We start from the raw sequence: 18,040 nt of genomic DNA on the forward strand, positions 1-18,040 counted from the left end.
ATTCACTCGCTTGGGGGGACAGGCTGTTTCACCGACCGGACTGACGGGCATCAGGATGGTCAGGGAACGATTGTCGGCAACCGGTTGCACCGGATTGCCGGTCTGCTGTGGGACTTGGCGCACCAAGAACCTAGGCCCTGTCGAAAATTGAGATTGCGAGCCACGACCCGGTTTTCGGGGCGATCCGGTTATGGAACGTCTGCGAAATTGGTCTGTGCAGGCTTTCTGGGACGAAGGCGCCGAACTTTGCGGGTTCGGCGGGTGGGTATCCTTTTGCGAGTGAGCGTCAGAACCGGGCAACCGGACACATTAATAAGGCCGACAGGCCAATAAAGAATGGGATGCGTGAGGCGCTGAATGACACAAGAGAAATGGGGACTACTGCAAAACAATTTGCTCAAGGCAATCGGCAAGAACAATTACACGACCTGGATTGAACCTCTGCAATTCCAAGAAGTTCAGGATGGCGTTGCGGTGTTCTCGGTGCCGACGAACTTTATGGGCAATTACGTCAGCCAGAATTTTGCCGACCTGATTCTGTATGAGATGAATACATCCGGGGAATCCGTTCAGCGTCTGGCCTTTCGGGTCGCGGCCAACTCGCCTGCGCGCCCTTCGGTCGAAGCTACACCTGCGGTCGAAGTCCCGCAGGATGAGCCTCTGTCGCAGCAGGCCGCCGTCGGAAATGAGGCGCTTGAGTCCCTGCAGGCTGCTCCGCTGGATACCCGATTTACCTTTGATACGTTTGTTGTCGGCAAACCCAACGAATTGGCCCATGCCGCCGCGCGCCGCGTGTCCGAAGGCGGTCCGGTGACCTTCAACCCGCTGGTTCTGTATGGTGGTGTTGGTCTGGGTAAAACCCACCTGATGCACGCCATCGCGTGGGAATTGAAGACCAAGCGCCCCGATCTGAACGTGCTGTACCTGTCCGCAGAACAGTTCATGTATCGTTTCGTTCAGGCCCTGCGCGAGCGCCGTATGATGGATTTCAAACACCTGTTCCGCTCGGTCGACGTGCTGATGGTGGACGACGTGCAGTTCATCGCGGGCAAGGATTCCACGCAGGAAGAGTTCTTTCACACCTTCAACGCGCTGGTGGACCAGAACAAACAGATCATCATCTCGGCCGACCGTGCACCGGGTGAGATCAAGGATCTGGAAGACCGTGTCAAATCGCGCCTGCAATGTGGTCTGGTTGTGGATCTGCATCCCACTGACTATGAGCTGCGTCTGGGCATTTTGCAGAACAAGGTACAGCACTATAGCGCCACCTATTCCGACCTGCAGATCGCTGATGGCGTGCTGGAATTTCTGGCCCACCGCATCTCGACCAATGTGCGGGTGCTGGAAGGTGCGCTGACCCGTCTGTTTGCTTTTGCCTCGCTGGTAGGTCGCGAGATCGATATGGAACTGACGCAGGATTGTCTGGCTGACGTGCTGCGTGCCTCAGAGCGCAAGATCACCGTCGAGGAGATTCAGCGCAAAGTGTCCGAATACTACAACATCCGTCTGTCGGATATCATCGGCCCCAAGCGCTTGCGGTCTTATGCTCGCCCGCGTCAGGTGGCGATGTACCTGTGCAAGCAGTTGACCAGCCGCTCGCTGCCCGAGATCGGGCGTCGGTTTGGCGGGCGCGACCATACCACCGTTATGCATGGTGTGAAGCGCATCGAAGAGCTGAAGACCACCGACGGTCAAATCGCCGAAGACGTGGAAATGCTGCGCCGCGCTCTGGAGGCGTAGGACGTATCTTCAGAAAACAGGAAAACGCCCCGGAGCCTGACATCCGGGGCGTTTTCTTGTGCGATAAACTCCACGGTTGATTGGGAACTGTGCCCAAGCGGCCACGTGGCCCTTGACCCTTTGGGCAATCCGACTCAGAAATCCATAAAAAATCCTTGTGCCTCAGGGTGGAACCGCTAACGTGCCAGTCCCGCCCCTATCGGCACGCAAGTCAGAGGAATTGAGGGTATGAAGATCAGCATCGAACGCGGCACCCTTCTCAAGGCCGTTTCGCAGGCCCAATCCGTTGTGGAGCGTCGCAACACCATTCCGATACTGGCCAATGTGCTGATCGAGGCCGAAGGTGACCAGGCAATGTTCCGTGCCACCGATCTGGATATCGAGGTGGTCGATAAGGCCCCTGCGCAGGTAGAACGCGCGGGCGCGACCACAGTGGCCGCCACCACCTTGCATGAAATTGTGCGGAAACTGCCCGATGGCGCGCTGGTTACGCTGACAGCTGACAGCGCCGCAGGGCGTCTGACGGTCGAAGCCGGGCGGTCGAACTTCTCGCTGGCGACGCTGCCGAAAGAGGATTTCCCGGTGATGGCGTCCTCGGAATATCAATCGAACTTTACAGCCTCTGCGGCGCTGCTGCGGCGGCTGTTCGACAAGTCGAAATTTGCAATCTCGACGGAAGAGACGCGCTATTATCTGAACGGCGTCTATATGCATGTGGCCGATGGGTCAGATGGCGGCAAGGTGCTGCGCTGTGTGGCCACCGATGGGCATCGTCTGGCGCGCATCGATGCGGACTTGCCTGATGGGGCGGCAGACATGCCGGGCGTGATCGTACCACGTAAAACCGTAGGTGAGCTGCGCAAGCTGCTGGACGATGACGAGATGGACATCGCTGTCTCGGTCAGCGAGACGAAAGTGCGTTTTGCTACTCCCGATATCACGCTGACTTCCAAGGTGATCGACGGCACCTTCCCCGACTACACTCGTGTTATTCCGCAAGGCAACACGCGCCAGTTGGAAGTGGATGCCGCCGAGTTCGCTCAGGCTGTGGACCGGGTGGCGACCGTCTCGTCCGAACGCTCGCGCGCGGTGAAGTTGCAGTTGGATGCGGATAAACTGGTTTTGTCGGTCAATGCGCCCGATAGCGGTGCGGCTGAGGAAGAACTGGCCGTGGCATATGGCGATGAGCGGCTGGAGATCGGGTTCAACGCGAAATACCTGCTGGAGATTGCGTCTCAGGTGGATCGCGAGAATGCGGTGTTCCTGTTCAATTCGGCCGGTGATCCAACCCTGATGCGCGAGGGCAATGACCAAAGCGCGGTTTATGTTGTCATGCCGATGCGCGTCTAGTCGCGCTGGCGCGCGATGCCTCCGGCGGAGGTATTTTTGAACAGAAGAAGGGAGGGGTCATGGGATTGGCCCTGACCGAGCTTACGGTCTCGCATTTTAGGTCTCATAAGCTGGCGCGTTTGTCTCTGGATGGGCGGCCGGTGGCGATCCATGGGCCGAACGGGGCCGGGAAGACCAATATTCTGGAAGCGGTGTCGTTGTTTTCTCCCGGTCGCGGGATGCGGCGGGCGAGTGCCGCTGAGATGACGCGGCGGCCCGAGGCGCTGGGGTGGAAGTTATCTGGTTTGCTGAAGGCGCGGGGGCAGGCCTATGAGATCGAGACATGGTCCGAAGGCGGCGCTGCGCGGCAGGTTCGGATTGATGACAAGGCGGCCAGTCAGATTGATCTGGGCAAGCTGGCGCGGGTGGTCTGGCTGATCCCGTCGATGGATCGGCTGTGGATCGAAGGGGCTGAGGGACGACGGCGGTTTCTGGATCGTATCGCGCTGAGTTTCGATCCCACTCATGCCGAGGCTTCGCTGGCCTATGAGAAATCCATGCGCGAACGCAACCGCCTGCTGAAAGAGCAGGTGCGGGATGCCCATTGGTATGCCGCGCTGGAAGGGCAGATGGCCGAGACCGGGCATCGCATCCATGCGACGCGTTTGGCGGCCTTAGAGCATTTGCGCGGGGCGCAGGAGCAAGCTGAAACCGCGTTTCCTTCGGCTGATCTGGAATTGGTGCAGTCTGAGGGCGCGATGCCGGGTACGGTTGAGGATCTGCGTGAGGCGCTGAATGAAAGCCGGTTTCGCGATCTAGCGGCGGGGCGGACCTTGGTGGGGCCGCATCGATCGGACCTGTACGGTGTGTTCACGGCCAAGGGCGTTCCGGCCAAGGATTGCTCGACCGGAGAGCAAAAGGCCCTGCTGGTCTCGCTGATCCTGTCGAATGCGCGGGCGCTGGCGGGGATGGTGGGTGCACCGCCGATTGTGCTGCTGGATGAGGTGGCCGCCCATCTGGATGCCGGACGGCGGGCCGCGCTCTATGACGAGATTTGCGCCTTGGGTGCGCAGGCCTGGATGACGGGCACCGGGCCTGAGCTGTTTGTGGAATTGGGCGACCGGGCCCAGACGCTGGTTGTGACCGAAAGCGACGGGGCCTCGGTTGTCGCTTAGGCAGGTTCGCTGACCTTGCGTTCCCACAGGAAGCCGCGCATCACTTGATCGACCGGGGTTTGCGCCATGTGATTCATGTAGTTCGACATGGTTTTCTGAGCCAGACCCAGCACCACGTCCAGCACCGCGCGGTGCGAGTAACCTGCGTCAAAGAAGGCTTGCAGCTGTTCCTCGCTCGGGTTGCCGCGGCTTTGCATCACTTGCAGGGTGAAGGTGCGCAGTGCCTCAAGCTTGGCGGACGGCAGCGGGGTTTCGTTGCGCAGCGCTTCGGTGATTTCGTCCGAGACCTTCATCATCTTGGCGATGCCGGTATGGGCGGGCACGCAGTAGTGGCATTCGTTTTCCACGTTGATGGTCTGCCATACGACGGTTTTCTCGTCATTGTCGAAATCGGTTTGCAGAAACAGGTGGTGCAGCATCTGGTAAGCTTCGAGGTGCTGGGGGCTTTCGGCCATTACCTTGTGCAGGCCGGGCAGGCGCCCAAATGCGGCCTGCGACTTTTCCAGCAGCGGTTTGGACCCTTCGGGCGCTGTTTCGAGGTCATGAGAGGGGAAGTTTGCCATGTCAAAGCTCCTGTTTCTGGCGAAGTGAATCACATTTAGGCTTTCTTGAGTGATCACTCAAGTATATATTTGAGCAAACGTTCAAGAATTGGTGACGGCGATGCCAAGAAAACCCTCATACGACCGGGATGCGCTGATTGCGCAGGCGCGGGATATATTCTGGCGACAGGGGTGGGCCGGCACGTCGCTGAAAGATCTAGAACGCGCGCTGAACCTGAAACCTGGCAGCTTTTATGCCGCATTCGGGTCGAAGGATGCGCTTTATGCACTGACATTAGAGCGATACGCGCAGGACGGCGTAGCGCGTCTGATGGCGATGGCTGATGAGATGGGTCCGTTGCGGGCACTAAAAGCGCAACCGCATTTGGTGATCGACGCGGGTGCTGTGCCGACGCATGCCTGTATGCTGGCCAAGACCTATGCGGAATTGCAGGCCAAAGGTCATGAGTTGGCGGACAAGGCGAGTGGCCACATGGTCGAGATGAAAGAGTGTTTCGCCACGCTCTTCCGTCGTGCCCAGCAAGCCGGAGAGATCGGGCCGGATCACGACCCGGATCGGCTGGCTGCACGGTATCAGTCGGACATTCTGGGCCTGCGATTGTCCGCCGAACGCAACGATGTAAATGCTGCAGAAATCGCCGCAGATATCGCGTCGGATTTGGACCGGCTTTGATCGGCCGAAAACGGCAGAGAAAACCACAAAATCTTGGGGGAGCGCGTGACATTCCCCACCAGAAAACGTATAAGTTACCAAAATAATATAGGTACTAACGGCATGTCCGACGACGCACAGGCACCACAGGAATACGGCGCTGATTCCATTAAAGTTCTCAAAGGCTTAGAAGCTGTTCGCAAACGTCCAGGTATGTATATCGGGGATACGGATGATGGCTCGGGTCTGCACCATATGGTGTATGAGGTCGTAGACAACGGAATTGATGAGGCGCTGGCCGGTCACGCCGACCATGTAACCGTAAAAATCCACGCCGATTCCAGTGTTTCAGTCAGCGACAATGGGCGCGGGATTCCGGTGGATATTCACCCCGAAGAGGGTGTGTCCGCCGCTGAGGTCATCATGACCCAACTGCACGCGGGCGGTAAGTTTGACAGCAACTCGTACAAGGTGTCGGGCGGTCTGCACGGCGTGGGTGTCTCGGTGGTGAACGCCCTTTCCGATTGGCTAGAGCTGCGCGTCTGGCGCAACGGCAAGGAACATGTGGCGTGCTTTGAAGGTGGCGAGACAGCAGAGCATCTGAAAGTGGTTCAGGAGTGCGGTGAACGGACCGGGACCGAAGTGCGGTTTCTGGCCTCGACCGATACATTCTCGAACCTCGAATATTCGTTCGATACGCTAGAAAAGCGCTTGCGTGAGCTGGCCTTCCTGAACTCGGGCGTGCGGATCATCCTGATCGACGAGCGCCCCGCCGAACGGCTGAAAACCGAGCTGTTCTATGAGGGCGGTGTTAAAGAATTCGTCAAATACCTCGACCGGTCCAAGACGCCCGCGATGCCCGAACCGATCTATATCAAAGGTGAGCGCGACGATATCGGCGTGGAAATCGCCATGTGGTGGAATGACAGTTATCATGAGACGGTGCTGCCCTTCACCAACAACATCCCTCAGCGGGATGGCGGCACGCACGTGGCGGGCTTCCGCGGTGCTTTGACCCGGACAATCAACAACTATGCGCAGTCCAGCGGGATCGCGAAAAAGGAAAAGGTCAGCTTTACCGGCGATGACGCACGCGAAGGTCTGACCTGTGTGTTGTCGGTCAAAGTGCCCGACCCGAAATTCTCATCCCAGACCAAGGACAAGCTGGTGTCGTCCGAAGTGCGCCCGGCGGTCGAAGGCTTGATGAACGAAAAGCTGGCCGAGTGGTTTGAGGAAAACCCGAACGAGGCCAAAGGGATCGTCGGCAAGATCATTGAGGCCGCATTGGCCCGTGAAGCCGCCCGCAAAGCCCGCGAACTGACGCGCCGCAAGACGGCGATGGATGTGAACTATCTGGCCGGGAAGTTGAAAGACTGTTCCGAGAAAGACCCGTCCAAGACCGAAGTTTTTCTGGTCGAGGGGGACTCGGCCGGTGGGTCTGCGCAGACGGGTCGGGATCGTTTGACACAGGCGGTTCTACCGCTGCGCGGCAAAATCCTGAACGTCGAACGCGCGCGGTTTGACCGGATGCTGTCCTCTCAAGAGATCGGCAATCTGGTGATGGCGCTGGGCACCGGCATTGGCCGTGATGAGTTCAACATCGAAAAGCTGCGCTACCACAAGATCGTCATCATGACGGATGCGGACGTCGATGGCGCGCATATTCGAACTCTGTTGCTGACCTTCTTCTATCGGCAGATGCCGGAGCTGATCGAAGGTGGATATCTTTATATCGCGCAGCCACCGCTCTATAAAGTTTCGCGTGGGAAGTCAGAGGTTTATCTGAAAGACCAAGCGGCGTTGGACGACTACCTGATCAATCAGGGTGTCGAGGGCGCAGTGCTGAAGCTGGGCTCGGGCGAGGAAATCATCGGGCAGGACCTGACTCGCGTGGTCGATGAAGCGCGTCAGTTGAAACGTGTTTTGGACGCCTTCCCAACCCACTACCCGCGTCACATTCTGGAACAGGCTGCGGTGGCAGGTGCCTTTGTGCCCGGTGCGGTCGATGCCGACCTGCAAGGCGTCGCGGACAAGGTCGCCGCCCGCCTCGACCTGATCGCGCTGGAATATGAACGCGGCTGGCAGGGCCGGATCACACAGGATCACGGCATTCGTCTGGCCCGCATCCTGCGTGGCGTGGAAGAGGTCCGCACTCTGGACGGCCCCATGCTACGCTCGGGCGAGGCCCGCAAAACGGGCAGCTTCACCCAAAGCCTGCAAGAGGTCTACAACACCCCCGCCACGCTGGTACGTCGCGACCGGATGCAGGCGATCCACGGCCCGCTGGACCTGCTGCGCGCCATTCTGGAAGAAGGCGAAAAGGGCCTGTCTCTGCAGCGCTACAAGGGTCTGGGCGAAATGAACCCTGATCAGCTGTGGGAAACCACGCTGGACCCGGATGCACGTACACTGTTGCAGGTCCGCGTGGATGACATGGTCGAGGCGGATGACCTGTTCACCAAACTGATGGGCGATGTAGTCGAACCGCGCCGAGAATTCATCCAGCAAAATGCGCTAAGCGTGGAAAATCTGGATTTCTAGGGATGTGTAGGTTTGCGCATAGCACTTCGCACACCCCATAAGTTTGCGTAGTTCACCCATAGTTTTGCGCTGCGCGTTTGTCTGCATTAGCGACGAATTCAATCAGTATATGGCTTAGTCGTTGCGGTTATGGCCCTTTGCATTGCTCAATCCCGCAAAGGGCCCCCCAAAGGAACCTTGGGGTCCATGCGGCCTTTTTGCTTGGATTCTCGCGAAAGTCTGCGGTGCGCATAAAGCGAACTTAGCAAATACTCGCTAACTGTGCGGAACCGATCTTGAATCCGGGATTTCATGCTGCCGCGCGGTTCGTTGAACCTGTTGGTCGAAGCAGGTGTAAATTCCCATCCGACTTGATCCGGCTAATCTCGAGACTTTTGCGTGGCGTCGTATTGAGAACAGACACGCGTTTGGCGACATTCCTAGATAGTGGGATGACCTCCGCTGATTCCATGCCTCAATCTACGGATCGCACCCTTGCTGGCGTAGCGCTGATGCTTGGGTTTTGCCTGACTGCTCCCTTGCTGGATGTAGCTGCAAAACTCGCATCGGCCAGCGTGCCAGTTGGGCAGATAACAGCTGCTCGCTTTGTGGTGCAGTGCGCGCTGATGTCACCGTTTGTCTGGATGATGGGACTTTCACTACGTGTGGCGCGCGGTGAATTGCTGGTACTTGTATTCCGTTCTTTACTCTTACTGTTCGCGACCTTTTGCTTCATTGCGGCAATCCGAGTAATGCCTCTTGCCGATGCGTTGGCAATTGTGTTTGTAGCGCCGTTTATTGTCCTGTTGGTCGGTAAGTTTTATCTTGGTGAAGATGTCGGCTCTCGTCGTGTCGGGGCAGCTCTTGTGGGGTTTGTTGGTGTTTTGTTCGTCATCCAACCTAGTTTCGCGGCTTTTGGCGCCGTCGCGCTAATTCCGCTTGGTACGGCAGTCGCTTTCGCTTTCTACATTCTTGTGACGCGGGGATTGTCGCGTCGGATGCACCCCGTGGCGCTTCAATTCCACACTGGCCTAATTGCGAGCTTGTTTTGTGTTCCAACCTTAATAGTTGCGCAAGGTTCTGGCTCTGAGCTGTTCGATCCCGTTTGGCCGACAGACGTCGCGTTGTTGTGGCTTTTCGGAGCTGGTTTTTTTGCGACCGTGAGCCATATGATGATGACATATGCGCTTTCCTTTGCCCCTTCTGCCACACTGGCTCCTCTCCAGTACTTTGAGCTGCCCGTAGCGACCCTGTTCGGCTATCTTGTTTTCAATGACTTTCCGAACATGCTTAGCCTGATTGGTATTGGCATCATCATCGGTGCAGGGCTGTACATGATACATCGAGAAAGGGTGGTAGCCAGACAGTTGGTCACAGAGCGCCCAGCACCTCCAATCTAAGTCCACACGCAATCGCGGCCTTTACAAATACGCATCATACACTAGTCCAGCTGCCGATATGGTGGAGCTTAGGATTGGGGCCGATAAGTTTTCAGGAGACTAAATTCCTGTTCTTCCAAATTGAAACGCGCAGCTCATCGCGCTTTTCGTATTCGGCCAGAGCTTCGCTGATCTCCCTATCCACCAGATCCTCTCGATCTTCGCCAAGATCTGTCATGCGCATGGTGAACCAAGCTGTCATGCCTCCTGGTGGCAAAGTGGCAAAGCGAGGAAAGACGGGATCTCTTTCTCCTGCTTGCCATGAGGCGGGCAGGGACGGATCAAGAACAAGGCCGCGCGCCAGTCCTGCCGCATCCACAGCCCTCGAAAGAATGGCTGCCTCGGCCTCCTCCTTCCTTTTGAATCCGCCTGTAGCCATAAGGGGGATTGACGTCAGTTGACGCGCGGCTTGGGCAAACTCGACATAGTAAGGACCTTTGCTTGAACGGTCTGAACTGGAAGGCGCACCAGGAAAATAGGTGCCTCCGCTGATGTCCAAAAGGTCAACACCCTTCCCCTCAAGTTCAGCTACAATCTTAAGGGCCTCCTCCTCAACCAGACCTCCATCAAGCTGATCGGTTGCATTGAGTTTTACCGCAACCACAAAGTCGGACGGAACCACCGCTCTGACGGCTTCAACCGTTTCGATTAGCAATCGCATTCGCGCCTGAATTGAACCACCGTAGGCATCCGTTCGATGATTGAAGAGTGGGGATAGAAACTGGCTCAGAAGAAATCCATGTGCGGCATGAATTTGCACTCCGCCAAAGCCCAACTCGACCGAACGCAACGCAGTTTTGGCAAAACAACCCGGAACCGCTTGGATCTCGGCAAAGGACATGGCTTTGCTACGGAAATCAGGGAATTCAATTTCGCTTGGCCCCTTGGGTTCGCCGATAGGCAGATGCGTTAGTGCCCCAGCGTGTCCGAGTTGCAACCAGAGTTGCGCTCCATTTGCTGAGCCGCGTCGAGCGAGTTCGCGATACGACGCCTCATTGGCCTTTTCATCCAGAACCAGATTGCCAGGTTTCTCTGGGTAACTTGGATCACCTTGAACTTCCCCTATGATCGAAGCTGCCACGCCACCTTCGGCCCAACGTTCATAAAGCCGCATCTGTGCCAAGGTCGGGTTGCCCTGGCCATCCCCCAAGGAATCCGACATGGCCGACTTGATGATGCGATTCTTCAGAACGCGTCCGTTTGGAAGCGTCAGCGGCGTGAAGAGGGTTGGGCTCGGTGCGGTACGCAAAGCATGCCTCCTTGGGGTATCTATCAAAATTTGAGATACCCCGGATGACATCGGATGTTTATTGGGTATCCTAGATCAGATTTTGATAGTTTTAGGATCAAGTAGTGCAGAAAACAGAGCTGGAAATCCTCCTGGCCGTTGTTGATCACGGTAGTTTCTCTGCCGCAGCCAGAGCAATGGGGTATACCCCGTCTGCCGTTGGCAAGAGGGTGCATCAGCTGGAGGAGCGGTTGAAGGTGCCGCTTCTTGTCCGCTCGACCCGGCGCATGGCTTTGACCGATGCAGGCCGACGATATGTAGAAGAAGCACGGGACCTTTTTGCCCGTCTGACAGCGCTGGAAGAGGATATTTCCGATGATGCCTATACCTTGCGTGGCACGATACGCCTGACAAGTTCGGCCGCACTTGGTCGCCTACACGTCGTGCCTATGGTCATTGAATTCATGGAGCGCTACCCGGAAGTCGAGATTGAGTTACTATTGACGGATAAAGTCATCGACCTGATCGGCGATGGCTTTGATCTGGGCGTTCGCAGTGGCGTCTTACCCGACTCTTCCCTTGTCGCCCGTAAGCTGATGAGCAATCCACGAGTCCCATGCGCAGCGCCTGCGTATCTTGAACAGCACGGTTTCCCTGAAAGGCCCGAAGATCTTTCGGCGCATAGATGTCTGCGTCTGGGGCATGAAAGGCAAATTTCGGATTGGGGATTTACCCAACATCAAGGTGGCCATTCTCGGCTTGGTAGTGGATTCTCATGCAACAGCCTCGAAGCACTTCATGCGGCATGTTGCGCCGGACGTGGCATCGCCTGGCTGCCAGAGTTCCTCACGTCAAACGATCTTCTGAACGGGCGCCTGATGCCTTTGCTAGAGGATTACTTAGCGTTGGACTCCGGCGGCGGCGTTTTCGTTCTGCGCCCGGAGACGAATTTTTTGCCGCATAGGGTGCGCACTTTTATTGACTTCCTGGCAGACCGTTTCGCTAAGGTCGGATCAAATTGAGCGGCGGAATGTGCTGTACTTCAGCATCTGGCGAAGTCTGCACGACGGCGGATCCTACATACTTAGGATCGGACATCGGTGACATGCGCAGTGGAAGATTGCTCTCGGCCCGGCACTCGGATCGGGAATGTCCTCCACGGGATGCCACCAACCGCTCTTCAATAGCGCAGAGAACGGCTGGAGAGAGCCCAAAGCGGACGGCTTGGACGCAGTTGAAAAAAATCATGGGCTTCAAAACTGCGTATTAAAGCCTGCGAAAATCTGCCACTTTGCTTGCCCAGAACCTCTGCTCGCGACGGAGTACTGCGGTTCGACAAAGACGTTGTAGGTGATCTCTTTCTTGCCAAAAACTTGCCCAACACCTAAGCCGATTGGCACATTATAGCTGTCTGTTTCGAAGTCGTATGTCATTATCGGAGCCGACCTTAAGTATGTTCCTCCGCCGAGTTGATAGAACAGGAACGGTTGAAAAGCTCCGATATTCACGTCTTTTGCATCACTGTCACCTGCAAAACTTGCTTGCCACGTGAGCAGGTAACCGTATTGGAACTTCGGAGACGACGCATTGAACAACACATTTGCAATGCCAGCTGACCATTTCTTTGATCCCGACCCGTCTGTCGAGCCAGTCGGAGCTGTTAATTGTGGGCCGACACCAAAGCTTAACGCCGGATTTCCGGTATTGATCAGGTAAGCAGCAAACACATTTAGGTCACCAACACCTGTCGATTTTTCGTCCGGCCCGGGGAATGAATTGACGGGTAGAGAAGCCCTCAAAATCCAATTGGATCCCCCCAAACTCACCGGTTGCGCATATCTTAGCCAAAACTGGTTACCTGTCTGATCCGTTCCTGAAATATCGCCTATGTAGTAGTTTTGCACATTGATGGCCTTGAAGTTTGCCAGGGGATTATTCGCTTGGGCTGCGGCTGATGCCGCGTCGTTCTCTTGTGCCGCTACTCGGTTACCTGGTGCTGTTGACACGCCCAGAACGATGAAAAAACTTATGCAAAACCCGTTCAGTAAATCTCGGGTCGAAGCTAAAGTTGTGGAAGGCATCTTCGGGGTAGTGCCCAATTTGCTTCTCCTTGGCGAAGTCAACATCATCACTATGAACTGCGTAATCGGGCGACTACGCGGGTTGGCGACATACGATTGAGGCAACAAAGAGCGCCTTGCGAGTTTACTTCAGGGCTAGTCAATAGGATCATTCCGACCCGTCTGCCCGGATCTTGTTCCAATCCTTTGCCATATCCACCACCACCCAACCTTCCTGAGACGCAAGCGGCATCACTTTGTCAGTGTGTTTGTCATAGGCGAACTCCCGATCTGCGTCGGTGTGATGCACCAGTATGGACATTCCACCGCCCAAAGCTGTGTTTTGCAGCATCTGTTGATCACCGTTTGAGTTTCCCGCTGCAAATATGGGTGTGCGGCCGATAACCTTTTTGATCAGGCGAGGTTTTCCGTCCCAGTTGTTCAAGTGATCGACGTGATAGGTTCGTACAAACTGCGGCTCGCCGTTTTCGATTACGAATTCTTCTCGCACGGAGGTGCCGAACACGCGCTCTGGGGGAATGCCGTAAAGGTCCTCGGCGACAACCCTTAAGAATGCACCCTCATCAGCGGTGATAATGTAAACGAGGAACTCGTTGGCCTCTAAATAGCGTATCAATTCCAACATCGGTTGGTAGATCAGACCCTCTATGCCAACGCCGAGTTCCGGGTGCTTGAAGTTCGCTGTGAAATCTTTCGCCCAACTGGCATAGGTTTCAGCAGACATTCCGCCAAAAGGGGCAGCAAACAACTGGCTGGCCAGACTTTCATACTCAGAATTGCTATAAAGTTGTTCAAAATAGGAAGCATCTTTTTCGGCCACCGACTTCCACGGCTCGCGTTTCGTCAGCGTTTCATCGGCCTCAATTTGTCGTTTGATTTCCGAAAAGATTCCATATGCATGTATATACATTGGTTTTTCGGTCCATAGCGTTCCGTCATTGTCAAAGACGGCAAAGCGCTGTTCCGCAGGGACGAATGTGTCAGAGGTCGGTTCAGTTGTCTTTTTAATAAACGAGACTATTGCCTGTTTGGCGCCCGCGTCGTTCCACGATGCAAGTGGTTCGGCAATCGTTTTCGAACAAAAAGCAGCCGCAAGCGCTGAAACAAAAACAAATACATAGACTGGGTTACGAGAACGCGTCTTCATCCGAAACTCCGAAAAGTAGCTTCTGTTGTCTTGCGAGTACGGGACGAACGATGCGCCCCGTACTATTTTTTTAGTTTCCTGTTGGCAGACCAATCTTGAAGCCTTGCTTGTTTAGTTGGTCGCGTACGACTTCAAACCGGTGGTATTCGCTCAGAGTAATTGGACCGGAATAAGACTCGCTTTGAACCGGGCGCGGTGGATATTCGATGTAGGTTTTGACCACCCGCTCCAGCTCACCCATCAGCGTAGGAACAGTCCAAGTGTTCTCACGACCGGTTGTCATGAAGATGTCGTAGCGCTCCATCGGGTCTTCCCAAAGGTTAAAAACCTGCGGCACGGTCGCGACGTACTTCTGAGGGCCACGCCATCCCAACTCGGCAGCCGGAGCCTCAGACCCCGCCCGTGCTCCGTTATCGCCTCTGATGTTGAACACAGCCTTCCAAGGCCCGACCCGCACCGCGCCCGGGGCGAGTTCATTTTCGGTGAAATAGGCCCAGCTATTTCGCTGCGGGTCAGCCTCACCAAAGAGGATTGGTGCCATATCGATACTGTCGAAGATAGTGGGTTGGCCATCCCGGTCGTTTTCAGGCAACTGAACACCAGCCAGGTGAGCAAATGTAGCCATTAGATCAGTCCCGCCCGCGATGTCATGAGACTTGGAGCCGGGCTCGATTTTACCGGTCCATTTGGCGAAGAACGGCACACGGTAAGCGCCTTCACGATCAGTTCCTTTGGTTCCGCGGAAAGGTGTCATACCAGCATCTGGATGAACATCCTGCCAGGCCCCATTGTCCACCGTGTAGATAACAAGAGTGTTCTCTTCGATGCCAAGGTCCTTGACCTTGTTCAGAATCTGTCCGGTATGATGATCAAGTTCCACAACCTTGTCGCCGTACTTGTTTTTGACCGCGGATTTCCCTTCGAAATCAGGGGACGGAAGATTTGGTTGGTGGTTGGCGGCCCAGTTGATCGACATAAAGAAAGGCTGTTCGAGCCCGGCCAGCCGTTCCAGCTCTGCAACTGCTTTTTCAGCACCAACCGCATCCAGCTTGGCCAAATCCGCTGTTGTCATATCGTCTATTGTCAGCACCTCAGTCGCGGGGCTTCCCGCCTCACCCTCAAACACACCGGTAGTGGATTGTTTGAAGAATTCCCGTTGCTCATCCGTCATCTGAACGTGCCAGTCCGGCAGCGCATAGGTGTAGGCGTTGAGGTGATAGAGAAAGGTGTTCTCCATCTTGTCATAACCATGCGCTATTGGCAGAGCGTAATCAGACTCTCCCAGATGCCACTTTCCCATAAAGTATGTGTTGTAGTCGGCTTGCTTCAGAACCGAGGCGAGTGTCCACTCTGCGGCAGGCAGCCCTCCACCCTGACCCTGAAATGCAACCGTAGTCATGCCTGAACGATTTGGGTAGCGGCCGGTCTGCATTGCCGCACGACCCGGTGTGCATGAAGACTGCGCGTAGAAATCCGTGAACATCATTCCGTCCTTGGCCAATTGGTCAAGGTTTGGGGTATCCATTCCACGGGCGGCGCCTCCATGATAGGCGCCCAGATCCCAGTAACCGGTATCATCAGAGACAATAAGAATTATGTTAGGCTTCGATCCAAAAGTCGAAAGCGATGACGGATCAAAGTCTTGTGCTTTGGTGGGGGTAGAGATCGTAACAGTAATTGCGGCAGCAAGTGCTGCCGGCAGCATTAACCTCGGCATAAGTATTCCTCCCTAGGCATCGAATCATATTTTAATATTTGGATGTCTGGAAGCGTATCATAGCTGCACACGCAGTCCGAACAGCCGGATTTCTGACGCTCGAATTTCAATGTCCGTTTTGGGCCGCTGTTTGATAAACGAACAAGCCGTAAAGAACGTATTTAGCGATCAGTGTCGGTATTGACCCTGCGTGCCGGTTTGTAGGCCACAGATTAAAATCACTGGACATAGTAAGAGCTGCTGGTGACTGTTGAAGCCAATTTCAGCGGTGGAGTTGTTTTGTGAAACAAATTGCACAAATGAATATGGGGTACTTGCTGCACCCGCCAGGAGATCCCCGTATTGCTGGTTTCGAGGACAACTCGGATCGTCTGAACGCTGTCGCAGATCGATCCGAAGGTTTTATCTGGCGCCTTCAAGGAGTGGGTTACGATCTCCCAGAGAACGACACAGGTCCATTGTTTGGTCGGCCACACGTCGCACTGGCGACACTATCGACCTGGCAGAGCTTTGCAGACTTGGAGCATTTTGTTCACAGGACTATCCATGGTCAGTTTCTAGATCGCCGAATGGAGTGGTTTGAGCATGTTGGTGAGCCAAGCTATGTCATCTGGCCGATCCAGGCTGGCCATATTCCGAGCCTGACGGAAGGAAAAAAGACTTCTTCGGTTGAGAACAGATGGGCCAAGTCCGGAGGCTTATGACTTTGCAACAGGTAGAGATATGGTTGCTAGGTAAGCAGCTCAGCGACTACAAGCTAGCTCAACTACCCTTTGATACTTGTACTTACTCCTGAACCACTAAGTCTTCAAAACTGTTGGCTCCAGCTTCCGGTAATGTCGCAAAACGAATTCCATCAAGACCGATTTCATCTCTGAGCTTTGCCAACTGTTTCAGGTCGTAGCCGGAGTCTTGAGGAACGACCAACAGAGCCTCGGGTACAAGCCTCCTAAGGAGCCAAAGATAGCCAAGCGTATTTAAGGTGAACTGTCTTTCTACTCTTGTCCTGTGCGCTTTTATTTCGACTGCTACTTTGCGCTTTCCGTCAACTTCAATGACGTAGTCTGGATAAAGCGAACCCAGGCTTCTTCCGTCTTTGAGTAAGGCGTTCTCGGATCCAAACATCTTGGGTCCATATTGCTTGAGGAACGAGAAAACAGTTTGGTCAAAAATTTGCGCGCGTTGAGGAGATGATAATCTTGAAAGATTTGCTTCCGAGTGTTTTTCTGCTCGCTCCTGTCGGAGCCGGTCGAACTCGGCCTTTAACTCGACTTGTCTCATTTGTCCGCCGAAGACCTGAGGCGCGAGCCTTTCAGCAGTAGTCGGATCTAGTTCTTCTATTTTCATCAAAAACATGACCAGGGTCATACCTAGCCAAGCTGGTCTCTCTTTTTCTACGTCAGGAAATCTCTTTTTTAACCACTTGTATGCTTCGAGTGGGTTTCTCAGGGTATGAGCCCGCTTCCCTCTTAGTTCCGCTACCGAATTTAGAACCTCCGAAGACGAGCGAAGGTCATATTTTATTGGGTCTTCGACCGCTTCTGCTAGGGCCTCACCAAAGTCTATCCAATTTTCTCTTTTTGCCACGTCTTCGAGGCCGTTGCTTTTTCGCATCGGTTATTTCACCATTATTGTTATACGCCAATAATAAATTGCAGTGTGCGGCGCTGATATTGTAGGGAGAACCCTATGAAAATCGACAGTAGAGCAGAAATTCCCGCGCGCCAAGCTTGGCGAAGAGGGCAAAAAAAGAAGTCCCATTTCTTGTCCGCAAGAAAAGCACAGGGCGTGATCCAGACTGAAAGTGGATTGGAGGCAAGTTTTGCATTTGGTTGCGACCTGCATCCGAAGGTTAAAGCTATCAGGCCGCAACCCTGCACTTTCGATCTGAAATCAGGTCGTGTTTATCCAACAAAAGCGGAGCTCATCACCAAGTTCAAGGGAACGGGATACAAACCAAAACCTTACACCCCTGATTTTGAAGTCATCTGTTTTGATGGCCGGAAGCTCTTTGTGGAAGTGCGACACTCTAGATTGTTGAAGCACAATGAGAGCACGTTGCTACTGCCAAACATCTTTAGAAGCCTCGGTTTAGAGCTTCTGATCCTCACCGATCAATTTCTTGCCAGAGATTTGGTGCACAATATCCGATCTCTGCATCCCTACATTCAGAGGTCTCCGACTGATGAGTTCCTTCGCAAACTGTCTTCAATTGAAGCACAAACGTTCCGGTTGGAATTTCTCCTGCAAGAACTGGGTTGTAGCCAGATCGATGTACTAAGTTCAATCGTATTGGGCCACATCTCAGTTGATCTTAGAGCAGGCATGCTCCGACCCAAATCTGTTGGACAGTTAGCCTACGGCCAAAAGTCTCATCTGGAGATCTTTCCACTGTGACGCAGCAAGGCCCCAACTATGTCGGATGGAATGTTCTCATCGGAACGGA

Annotated in this window: 15 protein-coding genes; 9 read left to right on the forward strand and 6 right to left on the reverse strand. The window is 54.7% G+C overall.

The features are described 5' to 3' along the window. The first annotated feature begins 357 nt into the window (after positions 1 to 357). From dnaA to recF, 3 genes are all read left to right on the forward strand, one after another. Positions 358 to 1,743, forward strand: coding sequence for a chromosomal replication initiator protein DnaA (dnaA, locus tag GOV80_RS16850; protein ID WP_170786469.1), 1,386 nt, complete (start codon positions 358 to 360; stop codon positions 1,741 to 1,743). Between the two features lie 228 nt (positions 1,744 to 1,971). After that, entirely contained in the window at positions 1,972 to 3,093 is a 1,122-nt protein-coding gene (dnaN, locus tag GOV80_RS16855) for a DNA polymerase III subunit beta (RefSeq protein WP_170770910.1), read from the forward strand. Between the two features lie 59 nt (positions 3,094 to 3,152). Continuing rightward, positions 3,153 to 4,247, forward strand: coding sequence for a DNA replication/repair protein RecF (recF, locus tag GOV80_RS16860; RefSeq protein ID WP_170786472.1), 1,095 nt, complete (start codon positions 3,153 to 3,155; stop codon positions 4,245 to 4,247). Here the strand turns inward: recF and GOV80_RS16865 are convergent. Beyond that, complete coding sequence (locus GOV80_RS16865) at positions 4,244 to 4,810, reverse strand: carboxymuconolactone decarboxylase family protein (protein ID WP_170786474.1); 567 nt, start codon at positions 4,808 to 4,810, stop codon at positions 4,244 to 4,246. The two genes, recF and GOV80_RS16865, sit on opposite strands and share 4 nt — an antisense overlap. Positions 4,811 to 4,910: 100 nt before the next feature. Here GOV80_RS16865 and GOV80_RS16870 point away from each other — a divergent pair, with 100 nt between their 5' ends. The 3 genes from GOV80_RS16870 (at position 4,911) to GOV80_RS16880 (ending at position 9,382) form a co-directional block, all read left to right on the forward strand. After that, positions 4,911 to 5,483: a TetR/AcrR family transcriptional regulator gene (locus GOV80_RS16870; protein ID WP_170786476.1), complete on the forward strand. Its 573-nt coding sequence runs from the start codon at positions 4,911 to 4,913 to the stop codon at positions 5,481 to 5,483. A 102-nt stretch (positions 5,484 to 5,585) separates the two neighbouring features. Continuing rightward, positions 5,586 to 8,003 (forward strand): DNA topoisomerase (ATP-hydrolyzing) subunit B, encoded by a 2,418-nt coding sequence (gene gyrB / locus GOV80_RS16875; protein WP_170786477.1) that lies wholly within the window; start codon positions 5,586 to 5,588, stop codon positions 8,001 to 8,003. A gap of 449 nt (positions 8,004 to 8,452) precedes the next feature. Further along, positions 8,453 to 9,382 (forward strand): DMT family transporter, encoded by a 930-nt coding sequence (locus tag GOV80_RS16880; protein WP_170786559.1) that lies wholly within the window; start codon positions 8,453 to 8,455, stop codon positions 9,380 to 9,382. A 91-nt stretch (positions 9,383 to 9,473) separates the two neighbouring features. Here GOV80_RS16880 and GOV80_RS16885 read toward each other — a convergent pair whose 3' ends face one another. After that, positions 9,474 to 10,670, reverse strand: coding sequence for an oxidoreductase (locus tag GOV80_RS16885; RefSeq protein ID WP_237215889.1), 1,197 nt, complete (start codon positions 10,668 to 10,670; stop codon positions 9,474 to 9,476). Between the two features lie 104 nt (positions 10,671 to 10,774). Between GOV80_RS16885 and GOV80_RS16890 the strand changes: the two genes are divergently transcribed. After that, a complete protein-coding gene (locus GOV80_RS16890) occupies positions 10,775 to 11,671 on the forward strand; it encodes a LysR substrate-binding domain-containing protein (RefSeq protein WP_170786480.1) in 897 nt (298 codons plus the stop codon). Positions 11,672 to 11,902: 231 nt separating this feature from the next. Here the strand turns inward: GOV80_RS16890 and GOV80_RS16895 are convergent, their stop codons facing one another. From GOV80_RS16895 to GOV80_RS16905, 3 genes are all read right to left on the reverse strand, one after another. After that, positions 11,903 to 12,748, reverse strand: a complete 846-nt coding sequence (locus GOV80_RS16895; RefSeq protein WP_214648042.1) for a hypothetical protein — start codon at positions 12,746 to 12,748, stop codon at positions 11,903 to 11,905. 130 nt (positions 12,749 to 12,878) lie between these two features. Next, the gene (locus GOV80_RS16900; protein ID WP_170786482.1) at positions 12,879 to 13,877 is read right to left on the reverse strand and encodes an HAD family hydrolase; all 999 of its coding nucleotides are present in this window, start codon (positions 13,875 to 13,877) and stop codon (positions 12,879 to 12,881) included. A 70-nt stretch (positions 13,878 to 13,947) separates the two neighbouring features. Then, the gene (locus tag GOV80_RS16905; RefSeq protein WP_170786483.1) at positions 13,948 to 15,594 is read right to left on the reverse strand and encodes an arylsulfatase; all 1,647 of its coding nucleotides are present in this window, start codon (positions 15,592 to 15,594) and stop codon (positions 13,948 to 13,950) included. Positions 15,595 to 15,875: 281 nt separating this feature from the next. Here GOV80_RS16905 and GOV80_RS16910 point away from each other — a divergent pair, with 281 nt between their 5' ends. After that, positions 15,876 to 16,298, forward strand: a complete 423-nt coding sequence (locus tag GOV80_RS16910; RefSeq protein ID WP_170786485.1) for a DUF3291 domain-containing protein — start codon at positions 15,876 to 15,878, stop codon at positions 16,296 to 16,298. Between the two features lie 82 nt (positions 16,299 to 16,380). Here the strand turns inward: GOV80_RS16910 and GOV80_RS16915 are convergent, their stop codons facing one another. Beyond that, on the reverse strand, positions 16,381 to 17,208 hold the full coding sequence (locus GOV80_RS16915; protein ID WP_170786486.1) for a hypothetical protein: 828 nt from the start codon (positions 17,206 to 17,208) through the stop codon (positions 16,381 to 16,383). A gap of 75 nt (positions 17,209 to 17,283) precedes the next feature. Here GOV80_RS16915 and GOV80_RS16920 point away from each other — a divergent pair, with 75 nt between their 5' ends. Continuing rightward, on the forward strand, positions 17,284 to 17,991 hold the full coding sequence (locus GOV80_RS16920; RefSeq protein WP_170786488.1) for a hypothetical protein: 708 nt from the start codon (positions 17,284 to 17,286) through the stop codon (positions 17,989 to 17,991). The last annotated feature ends 49 nt before the right edge of the window (positions 17,992 to 18,040 follow it).

The sequence above is a fragment of the Ruegeria lacuscaerulensis genome (assembly GCF_013034685.1).
GTDB lineage: Bacteria > Pseudomonadota > Alphaproteobacteria > Rhodobacterales > Rhodobacteraceae > Ruegeria > Ruegeria lacuscaerulensis_B.